Raw genomic sequence first — 14,080 nt, 5'->3', positions numbered from 1 at the left:
GACAATTTTCAGAAGCCCGCCACGACCGTCTTCCCGATCGCGGACCCCGACTCGACCACGGCATGGGCTTTCCGCAGGTTCTCGGCGTTGATGCCGTCGAACCGGGTCGTCAGAGTGGTCCGCAGCACACCCTTGTCGACCAGCCGCGCGACTTCGGCGAGGAGATCGTGCTGCGCGTTGTCCGCGGGACCGTAGAGCACGGCGGTGAACATCAGCTCCCAGTGGAAGGCGATGCTCTTCGACTTCAGCGGCAGCAGCTCCAGCCCGGCCGGCTCGTCGATCGCGACGACCGCACCGTACGGGCGGACGATCCGGGCGTACGTGTCGATCATGTCCTTGGTGTGCGGTGAGAAGACGTAGTCGACGCCGTCCGGCAGCGCCGCCACGAGCTCGTCGTGCCCGACGACCCGGTGGGCGCCCTGGTCCAGCGCCCACTGCCGCGACTCGGGGCGCGACGCGGTGGCCACGATCTCGAGCTTGGTCAGCTTGCGGGCGAGCTGGACGAGGATCGAACCCACGCCACCGGCGCCGCCCATGACGAGCAGGGTGCCCGTACTCTCCGCAGTCAGCCGGAGGCGGTCGAAGAGCGACTCCCACGCGGTGATCGCGGTCAGGGGCAGCGCGGCGGCCTCGGCGAAGTCGAGGGTGACCGGTTTCGGACCCACGATGCGCTCGTCCACGAGGTGCAGCTCGGCGTTGGTGCCGGGGCGGGCGATGCTTCCCGCGTACCAGACCTCGTCGCCGGGCCGGAAGAGCGTGACCGCGCTGCCGACCTGTTCCACGACGCCGGCTGCGTCGTACCCGAGGATCTTGGGTTCGGCCCCGGGGTCGCCCCCGGCGCGCACCTTGACGTCCACGGGATTGACCGAAACCGCCCGCACCCGGACGAGCAGATCGTGCGCGCCCGGCGCCGGCACCGGCAGCTCGAGGTCGACGAGCGACTCCGCGTCGGTGATCGGGAGGGACATGCGGTAGCCCACCGCTTTCATGAGTTCAGCCATGTCGGGGACGGTATTTCGGTGACCCTAGTTACCGTCAACGGCCACTGGTTCCCTTTGGGTACTACGGTGGGGCCGTGACAACCACCTCGTGCGGCCGGGTCCACGACGTCTACGACGCCTCCTGCCCGTGCCGTCAGATGCTGGATCTGCTGGCCAACAAGTGGAGCGCGCTCGCCCTCGGCGCCCTCGAGGACGGCCCGCGCCGCTTCGGCGAGCTCCGCACGCGGCTCGACGGCGTGAGCCCGAAGGTGCTCACCGCCACACTGCGCCGCCTGGAGGAGCACGGCTTGATCGACCGTACGGTGTTCCCGGCCGTCCCGTTGCACGTCGAATACTCGCTGACCCCGCTCGGCCGGGACGCCTGCGAGCCCCTCGCCCTGTTGCGCCGGTGGGTCGTCGACAACATCGAGCGGTTCCCGGCGGAAAAAGTGTCGGACCCCGGGGCTAGCGTGCTCGTGTGACCAACGAATGGCGGCATCTGCCCGCGCCGGCCCGCCCGATCGCGGCGGCCACGGTGGCGGCGGTGGGGGCGGCCCGGCGCCAGGAGCGCGTGGCGCTGACCGAGGCGGTGGCCGAGCTCGCCGCGCAGGACCAGGCTCAGACGGGCCTGATCCTCGGCACGGCTGTGCGCGTGCTCCTGGAGGCGCGGCATCCCGACGGGCTCGACGCCGACGACGTACGCGAGGTGTTGTCGAGCAGCGTGCGCGCCGCCGCCGCGTGGTGTCCCGAGGTCGACCCGCAGGTGCTGCTGTTCCTGCTCGCCAACGCCCTGCAGGTGTGGGAGGACGACGGCTCCCCGCCGCCGAAGCCGGACGCGCTGGGGCTGCACGCCGCGTTGCTCATCAGTCATCTGACGGTCGGCGAGAAACCGGAGGAGGTGCTGACGGCGGCCCTCGGCGAGATCGAACGCGCCCAGCTCAACGACTGACGGTTTCGAAGCGCGGCCGGCTCGACGACTGATTCGCCGCGGCGGCTCAGGCCGGGGTGCGGGTGCGGAAGGCGCGGCGATAGTCGTGCGGGCTCGTGCCGACGATGCGCTTGAAGCGGTCGCGGAAGGCGGTCGGCGAGCCGAAGCCGACCGTGGCGCCGATCCGGTCGACGCCGTCCCCGGTGGTCTCGAGCAGGTGCTGGGCGTGGCGGACGCGGGTGCGGTGCAGCCACTGCAGCGGCGTCGTGCCGGTGTGCTCGCGGAAGCGCCGGTTCAACGTGCGTGTGCTCATGCCCGCGCGCGCCGCGATCTCGGCGGTGGTCAGGTCGCGGCCGGCGCTCTCGTCGAGCCAGCGCAGGAGCGGTTCGAGCTCGGAGCCGCGCGGGGCGGGCGGGCGTTCCGGCACGATGAACTGCGCCTGGCCGCCGTCGCGTTCCAGCGGCATCACGGACAGCCGGGCGGCGTCCGCGGCGACGGCCGAGCCGTGGTCGCGGCGGATCAGGTGCAGGCACAGGTCGAGGCCCGCGGCGGCGCCGGCCGAGGTCAGGATCTGGCCGTTGTCGACGTAGAGGACGTCCGGGTCGACGTCGATCTCAGGGTAACGCTCGGCGAGCCCGGCCGCGCCGAGCCAGTGCGTGGTCGCCCGGCGCCCGTCCAGCAGACCGGTCGCGGCCAGCACGAACGCGCCCGCACAGATCGAGGCGATCCGGGTGCCGCGCGCGGCGGCATCCCGCAACCCGGCCACGACTTCGGGGGGTACGCCACCCGAGACGTCCGCGATCCCCGGCACGATGATGGTGCCGGCCGTTGCCAGCGCGTCGAGCCCCCACCGGGTCCGCAGCGTGAAGGCGCCCGCGTCGACTTCCCCGGCCGGCGCGCAGACGCGTACCTCGTAAGCGGGTGACCCGTCGGCGAGCCGGGTCCGGCCGAAGACCTCCAGGGGCGTCGACAAGTCGAAGGCGATCACGCCGTCGAGGGCGAGCACGGCCACGATGTGCATGACGTCGCACTGTAGGCCCCGCCGGACCGTCAGCCGCCGGGGGTGGCGGGAATCCGTTGACATGTGGCATTCCGGCCGCTGTCCGCGGGCGGTGGGCGTCCCTACGGTCGTCAGGCGTGACAAAAGTGCTTCTCTCCCTGCACGTCCTCGCGGCCATTGTCGCGATCGGCCCGGTGACTGTGGCGGCCAGCATGTTCCCGGGGCTGCTCCGACGGCGCCCTGCCGATCCGGCGGTGCTGCGGACCCTGCACCGGATCTGCCGGGTCTACGCGGCGCTGGGCCTGCTCGTGCCCGTCTTCGGCCTGGCCACGGCCAGTACACTCGGCGTCCTCACCGACGCGTGGCTGATCGCATCGATGGTGCTGACCGCGGTTTCCGCCCTGCTGCTGGTGGGCGTGGTGCTGCCGCGTCAGGCCGAGGCCCTGGCCGCGCCGAAGGAGAACACGGCCCGCCGGCTGGGCATGGTCACAGGCATCTTCAACCTGCTGTGGGCGGCGGTCGTCGTCCTCATGATCGTCCGCCCCGGCTCCACGACGGGGGCGTGACGTCCGGATCACCCATCGAAAAACGGCACACGGGGAGATGTATCGACGGACGCCATCAGTCGTTGAGCCCCTCGGGTGACGGCACCCGCCGGCGCCCGAGAGCCGCTCGACAGGAGTCCGCCATGGCCAAGCAACGACCGGCGCCGTCCGGAGGCAAGGCGGCGACCCGGGGCAGGCCGAGCGCCACGCCCGCCACCCCGGGGCCGCGCCGTCCCGTCTCCGGCCGCGCCGCCGATCCGCGCCCGATCCCCGCGCCCTTCCTCACACCACCGCCCGAGGCCGAACCCGAGGCCAAGCCCGGACCCGACCCGCAGGCCGGGCCCGCCCCCGAACCCCCGGCCGCGGCCCCTGAGCAGCAGCAGCGGCCGAGGCCCACGAAAAACCGGGCGGCGGGCTGGGCCGCACCCACCGGTCGCCGGCCGGCCAACCAGCGCGGCGTCGCCAAGGTCCCCGCGCCGCCCACCCCGCGCCCGCAGATCGTCGGCCTCGCCCTGCAGCCCATGGTGCACGTCGCCGACATGGCCGCGGCCGTCGCCTTCTACGAGGCGTTCGGCGGGGAGCTCGTGCACGGCGACCGGGACGGCGAGTGGGTGCTCATGCAGGTCGGAACGGCCCAGATCGGCCTGGTCGTCCGCCCGCCCGACCCCACCCGCGGCGAGAGCACCGTGGAGCTCAACTTCTCCGCGACCATGCCGCTCGACCGGCTCGAACGCATGCTGCGCGAGCGCAACGTGACCGTGGTGGAGACGAAGACCGACCCCGATCTGGGTACGCGGCTGCACGTCGAGACCCCGGACGGCATGCCGGTCAAGATCCACCACGTGGAGCCGGATCTGCTGGTGTGACCCCCGCCAACCTCGCCCGGTGCGCCCGGGCCGGCACTGCCAGGCGCAGGATCAGCAGTCCGAGCAGGGCGCCGGCCGTGTTCGCGACTAGGTCGTTGACGTCGATCGTACGCCGGCTGCCCAGCGTCAGGCCGAGCACCAGCTGGGTCAGCTCGATCGCCGCGCTGGCCGTGGCGGCGCGCCAGGCGATCGGGCCGTACCCGTCGCAGCGGCGGGAGAGCAGCGGCCCGAGCACGCCGAAGGGCAGCAACATGATCACGTTGAGCACGAAGCTCGGCGCGTCCACGTCGCCCGGGATCCAGTGGACCATGCCGCTGAAGGGCTCCCCCGCCCAGTAGGACGCCGGGTGCGGGCGGATCGGGAAGATCGTGATCAGGATGACCGCCGCCGCGTAGAGCAGGGAGATGGTGCCGAGAAGGAGCCGCCGCATGGTGACTCGATTCTGCCCTGCTGTCATGGAGGCCACAGCTTTGCAGGCGATAAAAGTTTGCACGGCCTGCAAAAATCACCGTACGGTGAGGGCGTGCCCCAGCAGACCGCGCCGCCGGGCCGGCGCGACCGGAAGAAACAGCAGACGCGGCAGGCGCTGATCGCCGCCGCGCTGCGCCTCGTCGACGAGCGCGGGCTCGACCACGTCACGGTCGAGGACATCGCCGAGGCGGCCGACGTGTCGCCCCGCACGTTCTTCAACTACTTCGCCACCAAGGACGAGGCGATCACCGGCGACCAGTTCGTGGACGACCACGAGACCCGGGAGCGCTTCCTGCGGGTGCCCCGCGAGGTGCCGACGGTCCGGGCGTTGCTGCTCGCGCTCGAGCCCCTGCTCACCGTCATGGAGGCGGATCACGAGCTGTGGCTGCTGCGCTTCCGGGTCATGGACGCCAACCCCGCGCTGATCGCCGGGCTCATCGGCCGGTCCGCGGCGGTGGAGCGCGAGCTCGTCACGGCCATCGCGCTGCGGCTGGGCGTCAGCCCCGAGGACACGTACCCCCAGTTGACCGCCGCCGTCGCCGGCGCCGCCCTGCGGACCGCGGTGATGCGCTGGGCCGCGGCCGGCGGCACGCCCTCGCTCGTCGAGCTGGCGCGCGAGGCCTTCGACCTGCTCGCCCACGGCTTGACCGACCCCACCCCCACTATCAAGGACAACCGATGACCCTGGACGAAACGGCCAAGGTGGACGCGCCCGACGCGGCCTCCGCCGGCCGCATGACGCCCCGCGAGGTCGTGCAGGCGCTCTCCGGCCTGATGCTCGGCATGTTCGTCAGCATCCTGGCCTCGACGATCGTCTCCAACGCCCTGCCCCGCATCATCGCCGACCTGAACGGCTCGCAGTCGGTCTACACGTGGATCGTCACCACCGAGCTGCTGGCCATGACGGCGACCGTGCCGCTGTGGGGCAAGATGGCCGACCTCTACAGCAAGAAGTTGCTGATCCAGCTGTCGCTCGGCCTCTTCGTCGGCGGCTCGCTGATCGCCGGCTTCGCGCCCAACGTGGAGCTGCTGATCGTCAGCCGCATCCTGCAGGGCGTCGGCGCGGGCGGCATGACGGCCCTCGCGACGATCGTCATGGCCGCCATGATCCCGCCCCGGGAGATGGGCCGCTACTCCGGCATCTTCGGCGCGGTCTTCGGCGTCGCCACGATCGCGGGCCCGCTGATCGGCGGCGTCATCGTGGACACGTCGTGGCTGGGCTGGCGCTGGTGCTTCTTCATCGGCGTGCCGTTCTCGCTGGCCGCGATCTTTCTGCTGCAGCGGACGCTGCACCTGCCGTCCGTACGCAAGGAAGTCAGCATCGACTGGCTCGGCGCCTTCCTCATCACGGCCGGCGTCAGCGACCTGCTGATCTGGTCGACGCTCGCGGGCAACCACTTCGACTGGGCGTCCTGGGAGACGGCGGCCTTCGTGATCGGCGGCATCGTGCTGCTCGCGCTCGCCGTGCTCGTCGAGTCGAAGGCCAAGGAGCCGATCATCCCGCTCGGCATCTTCCGCAACCGCACGGTCACGCTGACGATCGTCGCGAGCGCCCTGGTCGGCGTGGCGATGTTCGGCGGCACGGTGTTCCTCAGCCAGTACTTCCAGATCGCCCTGGGCAAGTCCCCGACCGTCGCCGGCCTCATGAGCCTGCCGATGATCTTCGGCCTGCTCGTCTCCTCGACCGTCGCCGGCGCGCTCATCACGAAGACCGGCCGCTGGAAGATCTACCTGGTCGCCGGCGCCATCGTGATGACGATCGGCATGCTGCTGCTGAGCACGATCGGCGCCGACACGAGCGTCTTCATGCTGTCGATCTGGATGCTGATCCTCGGCGCCGGCGTCGGCATGCTCATGCAGAACCTCGTCCTGGCCGCCCAGAACGACGTCCCCGCCGCCGAGCTGGGCGCCGCCACGTCGACGCTCACGTTCTTCCGGAGCATGGGCGGCACGATCGGCGTCAGCGCCCTGGGGGCCGTACTCGCCGGGAAGGTCTCGTCCCTGTTCGCCGAGAAGTTCCCGCAGGCCGCCACCACCGGCGGCACGCAGGAGGTACCCGACGTCTCCACCCTGCCCGAGCCGGTGCGCGCCATCGTGGCCGACATCTACGCGCAGGCGACGTCGGAGCTCTTCCTCATCGGCGCCCCGATCGCCGCGCTGGCGGTCGTCGCGGTGCTGTTCATCAAGGAGAAGCCGCTGCACACGCTGAGCGGTGAGGAACGGCGCGCCCGCGAGGCCGCCGCGCCCATGCACTGATCGGTGCCGGCTCGATCGGGCGCTCCCGCTCTGCGGGGGCGCCCGCTTCCTTTCCCATACGAGAACCCGCCCACCGCCTCGGGCGAGCATCCCTGTCCCGGGCGTGTCCCCGGCGCTCGCGGCAACGGGCGCACGGGAGCCGGATCAGCTGGGGCGGAGGCCCACGGACGTGCGCGGTGTCGGCGGCTCGGCGCACCCGAGCAGCCCGACGAGTCCGGAGATCCACAACTGCCGGTAGACGGTCGGGCTGGGGTGGCTGACCACCAGCTTGACCCCGGAGGCGGCCGCCGCGTGGAAGCAGGCGACCAGGATCCCGATGCCGATGCTGTCGATCAGCATCACCCGTTGGAGGTCGAGGTCTATCCGGCCCGGCGTCTGGGTGGTCAGGACGTCGTTGACGGCGTCCCGCATGACGTGAGCGTTGTCCAGATCGATCTCACCGCTCGGCGCGATCTCGACGGTGCCATCGGCCAACTGGCGAGTGGTGATCGGCAGATACACGGCTGCCCTCTTCCTGGCGTCGTGCGGGCGACGCCGAACGTTCCGCGGGAGTCTGCTGCGCCGCCGGCCATCACCGGCACACCCAGCCCGGATGCCTCACCAAGGCACCGGCCGACGTCGCGTCCTGACAACATTCCGCTGGTCTGCAAGTTACGCCAGGTAGGCGCGGAACGCCAGAGTAGTTCATATGGCCGGAATGTGCTGGATCGGTCACCGAGAGCCGCGGACATTGACGCGACCTCCACCCCTAAGAATACTCAGCGTATGCATAGGAGTGCCTTGAGAGATGACTGACGTTCACCCGAGAACGGCGGCGGCCCCGGCCGAGGCAAGCATCGCGAGCGTTGATCTCGACGATACTCGGTACTTGCTGAAGAGGTTCTTCTATCCGCTGTCCGTGGGCGTACCCGAGGGGGCGCACCATTTCCGCTTCCGGTTCGACGTGATCCAACTCGGACCGCTGACGGTCGGCCAGCTGGGATTCGGCGCGCCTGTGACCCTCGCCTCGGGGGACCTGGACGCGTACCACCTGACCATTCCGCTCGCCGGTCAGGTCCGCTCCCGGCAGGACGGCAACCGCGTGCTCACCGACGTCGACCAGGCGGTGATCTTCCACCCCGACGCCCCGGTCCACACGCTGCACGACCGCAACTCGGCCGAACTCGACGTCAAGATCGAACGGGCCGCCCTGGAGAGTGAACTCGCCGCCCTGCTCGGTCACCGGATCGAGGGACCCCTGGACCTGCCCGTGTTCACGGATCTGCGAACCGGCCCGATGCGCAGCTGGATCCGCATGATCCGCCTCCTGCGCGGCGAGATCCGCCACGGCGGCAGCCTCGTGCACGAGCCGTTGATAGCGGAGCAGTTGCGGCGCAGCATCATCAACGGTCTGCTACTGGGCCTGCCGCACCGTTACACCGATGCGTTGACCGCGCCTGTCACAGCCGGTCCCTCCCGCGCGATCCAGCGGGCCGTCGACGCGATCCACGACGAGCCCGAGCGGGCGTACACGGTGGGCGAGATCGCGGAGATCGCGGGCGTGAGCGTGCGGTCCCTGCAGGAGGGCTTCCGCCGGCACCTCGACTGCGCGCCCATGACCTACCTGCAACAGGTACGCCTCACCCGCGCGCACGAAGCCCTGCTGCGCGAAGACCCGGCCCGGACGACCGTGGCGGCCATCGCGCACCGGTGGGGATTCGCCCACCTCGGACGGTTCGCGTCGGCTTACCGGGCCCGGTACGGCATGTCGCCGTCGGACACGCTGCGCAACCGCTGACCCGGGCACCACTCCGCCGGGTCAGCGGTTGTCGTCACTCCTCGTTGTTTCTCGCAGGATCGCTGCGGCCTTGCCTGCCCACCGGGCCGTCGTCGCCGCAGCGATCCTGCCCGCCCGGGCCTTCTTCGCCGCCTGTTCTTGGCCGCCTGTTCTTGGCCGCCCGTTCTTGGCCGCCTGTTCTTCGCCGCCTGTTCTTCGCCGCCCGCTCTTCGCCGCCCGCTCTTCGCCGCCCGCTCTTCGGCGGCCGCCGGGGACTTCTTCGTCCTTCGTCGGGGCGGACTACTCGCCGGGATCGCGGCGGCGGCGTGGACGGGGAAGCTCGTCGACCGGGGGCGCACCGGGCGGGCCGGCGAAGAGGCTGCCCCGCGGCGGCACCCAGTCGCGCCAGAGGCCCAGCCGCATCGGCACGGCCATCGCCACGCCGTCGCCGGCGCCCCGCAGGGCGCGCAGGTATTCGAGGACCCGGACCGCCGCCGCCCCGCCGTCACGGGCGAGGGCGGACAGCACTTGCATGTCCTCGTCGGGCCCGGCACCCCGCCGGTCCAACACCATGGCGAGGCCCGTGAGCAGCCGCACCACCTCGCTCGCGTCGCGCTCCGCGTCGTTCAGGTCGCTCATCGTGAACCACCCGGTCCCGCCGGAGTGTCGCGCCGCATACCGCAGCGATCGCTCATCTCTCGTCACGTTCCCCTCGCCACCGCGTGTGTGATCCCCGCCGGACACCCACACAGGTGACACCGCAGAAATGTATTCGTCCGGCTACTCACCGTCCATCCGCTGCGCGCGGCTGTTGTCCGAATCGCGCTCGCCCGGCGCCGAACGGCATGAACGCCCGTTTTGCGTACGCGCAAGAAACGGCATGGAGATGGGTTCGCGTTGAGATCCACCCGGACGGGGTAAGCGAGAGGAAGAAAGGCACAAGAATCGATCAATGCCCGTGGGCATCCATCTTGGAGGAGCCATGACCGAGGAGATCCGCCCGCCGCTGGAAGAGTCGCCGGAAGTGGCGGACGCCATCGAGGACGACGTGGCCGTCGACGCCTTCATCACCGGCGGTGGCCCCGACTCCGACACCCCCGAGTTCATCGAGCCCGGCAGCCGCCCCGAGATCCGCACGGGCGCCGACCAGCCCTGGGAGCCGGTCGACCTGGCCGAGGCCGAGGGCCGCGACCCCACCCCGGCCAACATCGAGCGAGCCCGCCAGGAACTCGACCAGGACGGCCCGGCCGCCATCGAACGCACGGTCCCCTGACCAGCCACCCGCCCGCACCACCCGCCACGGCGAGCCGCAGCTCCCCCGAGCCCGGCTCGCCGACGTGTGTCCATCCCCAAGCCGCAACTTCCGCCCATGCCCGCGCACGCCGGCCACCCGAAGCCGGCTGTGCCCGTGCCGGCCCACGTCGCCACGACCGGGCAAGAGGCCACGGTGCCCGCCCTCGCCCGACCGTCAGGCGCAACCGTCTCCCCGAGCGTGATCAGCAGCCGAGCAACGCCGCGCGACGGACGACGCGCGAAGCATCAGGTGATGGTGGCGGTGATGCTGTGCCAGCCGGTGGCGCCGTCCGGGAAGGGTGTCGCCCGCGTCTCGGTCTGCAGCGCCCCGGCGCCGTCCGTGGCGCGAACTGTCAGCGTGTGCGGCCCCGGCGCGGCCTGCCACTCCCAGCGCCACTGCACCCAGGTGTCGGAGGACGGCGCCGGGAGCAGCTCGGCCTTTTCCCACGGGCGCTCGTCCACCCGAACCTCGACCGTGCGGATGCCCCGCCCCTGCGCCCACGCCACCCCGGCGACGGTGACCCGTCCCGCGTCCAGCTGGGCGAAGGGCTGTGGCTTGTCGATGCGCGACGCCGTCTTGACCGGCCCCCGCGCCGCCCAGCCCCGCCGCACCCAGTACGCGTCGAACTCCGCGAACGTGGTCAGCTCCAGCTCGGTCACCCACTTGCAAGCGCCGGCGTATCCGTACAGGCCGGGCGTCAGCATCCGTACGGGAAAACCGTGCTCGAGCGGCAGCGGCTCGCCGTTCATCCCGACGCAGAGCATCGCGTCGCGCCCGTCGAGCACCGTGGCGACCGGCGTGCCGATCGTCATGCCCTCCCCGGACCGCGCCACCAGTTGGTCCGCCGCCGGGTCGATCCCCGCTTCCCTCAGCAACGGCGCCAGCGGCACGCCGAGCCACCGCGCGGTCCCCGTGTAAGGCCCGCCCACCTCGCTCGACACGCAGTTCAAGGTGATGTCCCGCTCGACGAGCGGCCGGCGCAGCAGGTCGTCGAAGGTGTACGTCGCCTCCCGGTCCACCATGCCGTGCACCCGCAGCCGCCAGTCGCCGACGTCGACCCGCGGAACACTCAGCGCCGTGTCCACCCGATAGAACCGCTCCGAATAGAACCCGGGCGCCGTCCCCGCCGGCAGTGGCCGGGCCGGGTCGGCCGCCGCCGGCAGCTGGATGGCCTCCCGCGACCGGGTCACCGCTCCCCCGCGCGCCCGCCGGACCACCTCGGCGCCGCCCCCTGCGAGCACCGCACCCCCGCCGACCACCACAGCCGTACGCAGGAACGCCCGCCGATCGAACCCCGCAGGCCCCGGAGCATCGCCTCGCCCCGGTCGCCCACGCCACCACAGCACCGCACCGGCCACCAGGCCGGCGACCACGGCGGGCCCGGCGTCGTACCAGCCGGCGGCCGGACGGGACAACGCCGCCGCCGCACCCACCAGCCCGAGCACCGCGGCGCCGGTCACGCCGATCCAGCGGCGGCGGGCGTTACCCACTCCGACGGCCGCGGCCACGAGGACCAGGACCACCACGATCCCGGCCAGCAGCACCGGCTTGTCGTGGGTGCCGAAGGTGCGTACCGCGAATTCCTTGACCGGGGTCGGCGCCGCGTCGATCGCCGCACCACCCACGGCGACCAACGGTCCGGCCTGGGGCCGGGTGGCCGCCGCGAGCAACTCCGCGACGGCCAGCCCGAGCCCGGCGGCCAGGATCCCGATCAGTGCCGGCACTCCCGCACGCCGTGACACTGTCAGCCCTTCGGCATCAGCACGGAGTCGATGATGTAGACCGTCGCGTTCGCGGTCTGCACGTTGCCGCACACCACCGACGCGTCGTCCACCTTGAAGTCGGTGCCGCTGCCGGTGACGGTGACCTCGTCACCCTCCAGCGTCTTGTGCGTGCCGGCCAGCTCCGCCGGCGTCAGCTTGCCCGCAACCACGTGGTAGGTCAGGACGCTGGTCAGCGTCTTCTTGTCGGCGAGCACCTTGTCGAGGTCGGCCTTCGGGATCTTGTCGAACGCCGAGTTGGCCGGGGCGAAGACGGTCAGCTCCGGGGCCGTGTTGAGCGAGTCCACGAGGCCGGCCTTCTTCACCGCGGTGACCAGCGTCGACAGCACCGGGTTGCCGGAGGCCGCCGTTGCCACCGGCACCTGCGCCATGGCGGCGAAGCTGCCCGGGTTGGAGTCGTCCGTCGGGACCGCCGAACACCCGGCGCCGAAGTTGGTCATCGTGTCCGACGGCGCCGCCGAGGACATCATCGGCGCGGCCGAGGTCATGGTGGGAGCCGGCTCGGCGGCCGTGTTGTCCGAGTCGGAGTCGCTGCCGCAGGCGGCGACGGACACCGAGAACAGGGCGGCCGCCGCGACGGCGGTGATCTTCGAGCTGCGCATTTCGTACCCCTCGGTAGTAGTTCGTGGCTTCACTCCTGATTCGCACCCGATGAACGCCCGGATTGGTCTAGGTCAAAGAAATTTCCGCGACCGGGGGCAACGAGGGCTCGGCCGACCCGCCGGCCGGCTCGAGCGTCACGCCCAGCGCGTCGCTGCCCGGCAGGCCCTCCACGATCTGCACCGCGGACCCGGCCCCGGCCGCCAGCACGCCGGCATCGGTCATGGTGGTGTCGTGCACGGCCCACAGCTGGAAGGCCCGGTCCTTCGCCGGCGGGGTGACCGCCCCCATCAGCACCACCGCGGCGCTGTGCGAGGCCGACGACGCGACAGTCACGGTCCCGCCCCCGCGAACGGCACCTGACTTCATGACGACGTCGGACGCGGACAAGATCGCCTGAACGCGTGCCTCGCGCTGGGCCGCCGCCGCTGCGATCCGGCTCTGTTCCTCCAGCCGATGCTCCTGCACGGCCCAGACGCCTGCCCCGGTGCCGGCGGAGAGAATCAGGGCCGCTGCCGCCGCGACCGGCCAGCGCCGCAGACGTGCCGCCGGACGCAGGCTGACGACCTCGGACGCCGGACGCCCGCCGTCGGCCGGCGGCAGCTGCCGGGTGCGCCTGATCGCCCCCATGACTTCGGCCCGCAACCGCGGCGGCGGGATCGACCAGGTGCTGTCGGCCATCCGGCCGGCGGTCTCGCGGAGCTCGGCCAGCTCGGCCCGGCAGGACGCACAGCCGGCCACATGCTGCTCGAAGGACGCCCGCTCGTCGTCGTCCACGGCATCGAGCACGTACGCACCCACGAGCGAATGCACATCATCTGAGGTCATGCGGGCACCTCCACACCCAGGCAGTCACGCAGGCGGATCAGGCCGTCGCGCATCCGGGTCTTGACCGTCGGCAACGGCGCGCCGAGCAGGTCGGCCACTTCCCGGTACGAGTGGCCTTTGTAATAGGCGAGCGTCACGGCCTCCCGCTGCAGCTCGGTCAGATCGTCGAGGCAGTGCCGGACCTGCTGGCGCTCCAGACGCCCGGACACCTCGTCGGCGACCTCGTCGTAAGGCGTGTCCATCGCCGCCGCGCCGGCCTTCATCGTGCGGTCGGCGGAAGCCTGCTCCGAGCGGACCCGGTCGACGGCCCGCCGGTGCGCGATCGTGAACACCCACGAGGTCGCCGAGCCCTTGGCCGCGTCGAACCGGGCCGCCGTGCGCCACACCTCGACGAGCACCTCCTGGGCGACTTCCTCCGCCTGGGCGGGATCGCGCAGCACGCGCCGGATCAGCCCGTAGACCCGCGGGGCCACCAGGTCGTACAGCCGGGTGAAGGCCTGCTCGTCACCGCGAGCCACCGCGCGGAGCAGATCGCCCACGTCCGCGGGTGGGGCGGGCACCGCGGACAGATGGTCCGGGCGCCGCGCCGCGCCGTGCTCCGTCATGGGTCCGCCTTTCCTGACTGGTCGTGCCGGTGGTGGGTCACCCGGCATTCAACGCGGATTCGGCGCACGAGGCCACGCGGATGGGTCTTGCCTGTGGATAACGGCGGGCCTGTGGACAACTCACGATCAGTTCATCGGCGGCGCGTACAACCGACATCCGAGCGGACTGC

17 protein-coding genes are annotated in these 14,080 nt (G+C 71.6%); 8 read left to right on the top strand and 9 right to left on the bottom strand.

Features of this window, described 5'->3' with window-relative positions; all coding sequences use genetic code 11:
* Nucleotides 1-8: 8 nt before the first annotated feature.
* The gene (locus RAN62_RS36825; RefSeq protein WP_305789494.1) at nucleotides 9-1,001 is read right to left on the bottom strand and encodes a zinc-binding alcohol dehydrogenase family protein; all 993 of its coding nucleotides are present in this window, start codon (nucleotides 999-1,001) and stop codon (nucleotides 9-11) included.
* Between the two features lie 74 nt (nucleotides 1,002-1,075).
* Here RAN62_RS36825 and RAN62_RS36820 point away from each other — a divergent pair, with 74 nt between their 5' ends.
* Together RAN62_RS36820 and RAN62_RS36815 are read left to right on the top strand one after the other, a co-directional pair.
* Nucleotides 1,076-1,462 (top strand): winged helix-turn-helix transcriptional regulator, encoded by a 387-nt coding sequence (locus tag RAN62_RS36820; protein WP_305789493.1) that lies wholly within the window; start codon nucleotides 1,076-1,078, stop codon nucleotides 1,460-1,462.
* Nucleotides 1,459-1,929, top strand: coding sequence for a hypothetical protein (locus tag RAN62_RS36815; RefSeq protein WP_305789492.1), 471 nt, complete (start codon nucleotides 1,459-1,461; stop codon nucleotides 1,927-1,929). The genes RAN62_RS36820 and RAN62_RS36815 overlap by 4 nt, the downstream gene beginning before the upstream one ends.
* Before the next feature lie 46 nt (nucleotides 1,930-1,975).
* Here RAN62_RS36815 and RAN62_RS36810 read toward each other — a convergent pair whose 3' ends face one another.
* Nucleotides 1,976-2,929, bottom strand: a complete 954-nt coding sequence (locus RAN62_RS36810) for a GlxA family transcriptional regulator (protein WP_305789491.1) — start codon at nucleotides 2,927-2,929, stop codon at nucleotides 1,976-1,978.
* Between the two features lie 116 nt (nucleotides 2,930-3,045).
* Between RAN62_RS36810 and RAN62_RS36805 the strand changes: the two genes are divergently transcribed.
* Together RAN62_RS36805 and RAN62_RS36800 are read left to right on the top strand one after the other, a co-directional pair.
* Entirely contained in the window at nucleotides 3,046-3,474 is a 429-nt protein-coding gene (locus RAN62_RS36805; protein WP_305789490.1) for a hypothetical protein, read from the top strand.
* Nucleotides 3,475-3,596: 122 nt separating this feature from the next.
* Nucleotides 3,597-4,319: a VOC family protein gene (locus tag RAN62_RS36800; RefSeq protein WP_305789489.1), complete on the top strand. Its 723-nt coding sequence runs from the start codon at nucleotides 3,597-3,599 to the stop codon at nucleotides 4,317-4,319.
* On the opposite strand, the gene RAN62_RS36795 is transcribed toward RAN62_RS36800, so the two are convergent.
* On the bottom strand, nucleotides 4,282-4,749 hold the full coding sequence (locus RAN62_RS36795; protein WP_305789488.1) for a VanZ family protein: 468 nt from the start codon (nucleotides 4,747-4,749) through the stop codon (nucleotides 4,282-4,284). The two genes, RAN62_RS36800 and RAN62_RS36795, sit on opposite strands and share 38 nt — an antisense overlap.
* Nucleotides 4,750-4,842: 93 nt before the next feature.
* Here RAN62_RS36795 and RAN62_RS36790 point away from each other — a divergent pair, with 93 nt between their 5' ends.
* Both RAN62_RS36790 and RAN62_RS36785 read left to right on the top strand, forming a co-directional pair.
* Nucleotides 4,843-5,472 carry a TetR/AcrR family transcriptional regulator gene (locus RAN62_RS36790; protein WP_305789487.1) on the top strand — a complete coding sequence of 210 codons (630 nt, stop codon included), beginning with the start codon at nucleotides 4,843-4,845 and terminating at the stop codon, nucleotides 5,470-5,472.
* Entirely contained in the window at nucleotides 5,469-7,046 is a 1,578-nt protein-coding gene (locus RAN62_RS36785) for an MDR family MFS transporter (RefSeq protein ID WP_305789486.1), read from the top strand. The genes RAN62_RS36790 and RAN62_RS36785 overlap by 4 nt, the downstream gene beginning before the upstream one ends.
* Nucleotides 7,047-7,190: 144 nt before the next feature.
* Here RAN62_RS36785 and RAN62_RS36780 read toward each other — a convergent pair whose 3' ends face one another.
* The gene (locus RAN62_RS36780; RefSeq protein WP_305789485.1) at nucleotides 7,191-7,547 is read right to left on the bottom strand and encodes an STAS domain-containing protein; all 357 of its coding nucleotides are present in this window, start codon (nucleotides 7,545-7,547) and stop codon (nucleotides 7,191-7,193) included.
* A gap of 367 nt (nucleotides 7,548-7,914) precedes the next feature.
* Between RAN62_RS36780 and RAN62_RS36775 the strand changes: the two genes are divergently transcribed.
* Nucleotides 7,915-8,823: an AraC family transcriptional regulator gene (locus RAN62_RS36775; RefSeq protein ID WP_305789484.1), complete on the top strand. Its 909-nt coding sequence runs from the start codon at nucleotides 7,915-7,917 to the stop codon at nucleotides 8,821-8,823.
* Nucleotides 8,824-9,102: 279 nt separating this feature from the next.
* On the opposite strand, the gene RAN62_RS36770 is transcribed toward RAN62_RS36775, so the two are convergent.
* On the bottom strand, nucleotides 9,103-9,441 hold the full coding sequence (locus tag RAN62_RS36770; RefSeq protein ID WP_305789483.1) for a hypothetical protein: 339 nt from the start codon (nucleotides 9,439-9,441) through the stop codon (nucleotides 9,103-9,105).
* Between the two features lie 343 nt (nucleotides 9,442-9,784).
* Here RAN62_RS36770 and RAN62_RS36765 point away from each other — a divergent pair, with 343 nt between their 5' ends.
* Nucleotides 9,785-10,075: a hypothetical protein gene (locus RAN62_RS36765; protein WP_305789482.1), complete on the top strand. Its 291-nt coding sequence runs from the start codon at nucleotides 9,785-9,787 to the stop codon at nucleotides 10,073-10,075.
* 266 nt (nucleotides 10,076-10,341) lie between these two features.
* On the opposite strand, the gene RAN62_RS36760 is transcribed toward RAN62_RS36765, so the two are convergent.
* The 4 genes from RAN62_RS36760 to RAN62_RS36745 form a co-directional block, all read right to left on the bottom strand.
* Complete coding sequence (locus RAN62_RS36760) at nucleotides 10,342-11,820, bottom strand: molybdopterin-dependent oxidoreductase (RefSeq protein ID WP_305789481.1); 1,479 nt, start codon at nucleotides 11,818-11,820, stop codon at nucleotides 10,342-10,344.
* Between the two features lie 20 nt (nucleotides 11,821-11,840).
* Complete coding sequence (locus RAN62_RS36755) at nucleotides 11,841-12,479, bottom strand: fasciclin domain-containing protein (RefSeq protein ID WP_305789480.1); 639 nt, start codon at nucleotides 12,477-12,479, stop codon at nucleotides 11,841-11,843.
* Nucleotides 12,480-12,546: 67 nt separating this feature from the next.
* Nucleotides 12,547-13,305 (bottom strand): anti-sigma factor, encoded by a 759-nt coding sequence (locus tag RAN62_RS36750; RefSeq protein ID WP_305789479.1) that lies wholly within the window; start codon nucleotides 13,303-13,305, stop codon nucleotides 12,547-12,549.
* The gene (locus tag RAN62_RS36745; protein ID WP_305789478.1) at nucleotides 13,302-13,910 is read right to left on the bottom strand and encodes a sigma-70 family RNA polymerase sigma factor; all 609 of its coding nucleotides are present in this window, start codon (nucleotides 13,908-13,910) and stop codon (nucleotides 13,302-13,304) included. Before RAN62_RS36745 ends, RAN62_RS36750 begins: the two co-directional genes overlap by 4 nt.
* Between the last annotated feature and the right edge of the window lie 170 nt (nucleotides 13,911-14,080).

This window comes from Symbioplanes lichenis (genome assembly GCF_030709675.1).
GTDB classification, from domain to species: Bacteria; Actinomycetota; Actinomycetes; order Mycobacteriales; family Micromonosporaceae; genus Actinoplanes; species Actinoplanes lichenis.
Note: the sequence above shows the minus strand (reverse complement) of the source record. Positions and strands in the feature narration are given on the sequence as shown.

Bases quoted from the DNA above. Each gene is read 5' to 3' on its own strand.
- RAN62_RS36825 (WP_305789494.1), bottom strand. From the start codon at position 1,001: ATGGCTGAACTCATGAAAGCGGTGGGCTACCGCATGTCCCTCCCGATC.
- RAN62_RS36810 (WP_305789491.1), bottom strand. From the start codon at position 2,929: ATGCACATCGTGGCCGTGCTCGCCCTCGACGGCGTGATCGCCTTCGAC.
- RAN62_RS36800 (WP_305789489.1), top strand. From the start codon at position 3,597: ATGGCCAAGCAACGACCGGCGCCGTCCGGAGGCAAGGCGGCGACCCGG.
- RAN62_RS36795 (WP_305789488.1), bottom strand. From the start codon at position 4,749: ATGCGGCGGCTCCTTCTCGGCACCATCTCCCTGCTCTACGCGGCGGCG.
- RAN62_RS36785 (WP_305789486.1), top strand. From the start codon at position 5,469: ATGACCCTGGACGAAACGGCCAAGGTGGACGCGCCCGACGCGGCCTCC.
- RAN62_RS36770 (WP_305789483.1), bottom strand. From the start codon at position 9,441: ATGAGCGACCTGAACGACGCGGAGCGCGACGCGAGCGAGGTGGTGCGG.
- RAN62_RS36765 (WP_305789482.1), top strand. From the start codon at position 9,785: ATGACCGAGGAGATCCGCCCGCCGCTGGAAGAGTCGCCGGAAGTGGCG.
- RAN62_RS36755 (WP_305789480.1), bottom strand. From the start codon at position 12,479: ATGCGCAGCTCGAAGATCACCGCCGTCGCGGCGGCCGCCCTGTTCTCG.
- RAN62_RS36750 (WP_305789479.1), bottom strand. From the start codon at position 13,305: ATGACCTCAGATGATGTGCATTCGCTCGTGGGTGCGTACGTGCTCGAT.
- RAN62_RS36745 (WP_305789478.1), bottom strand. From the start codon at position 13,910: ATGACGGAGCACGGCGCGGCGCGGCGCCCGGACCATCTGTCCGCGGTG.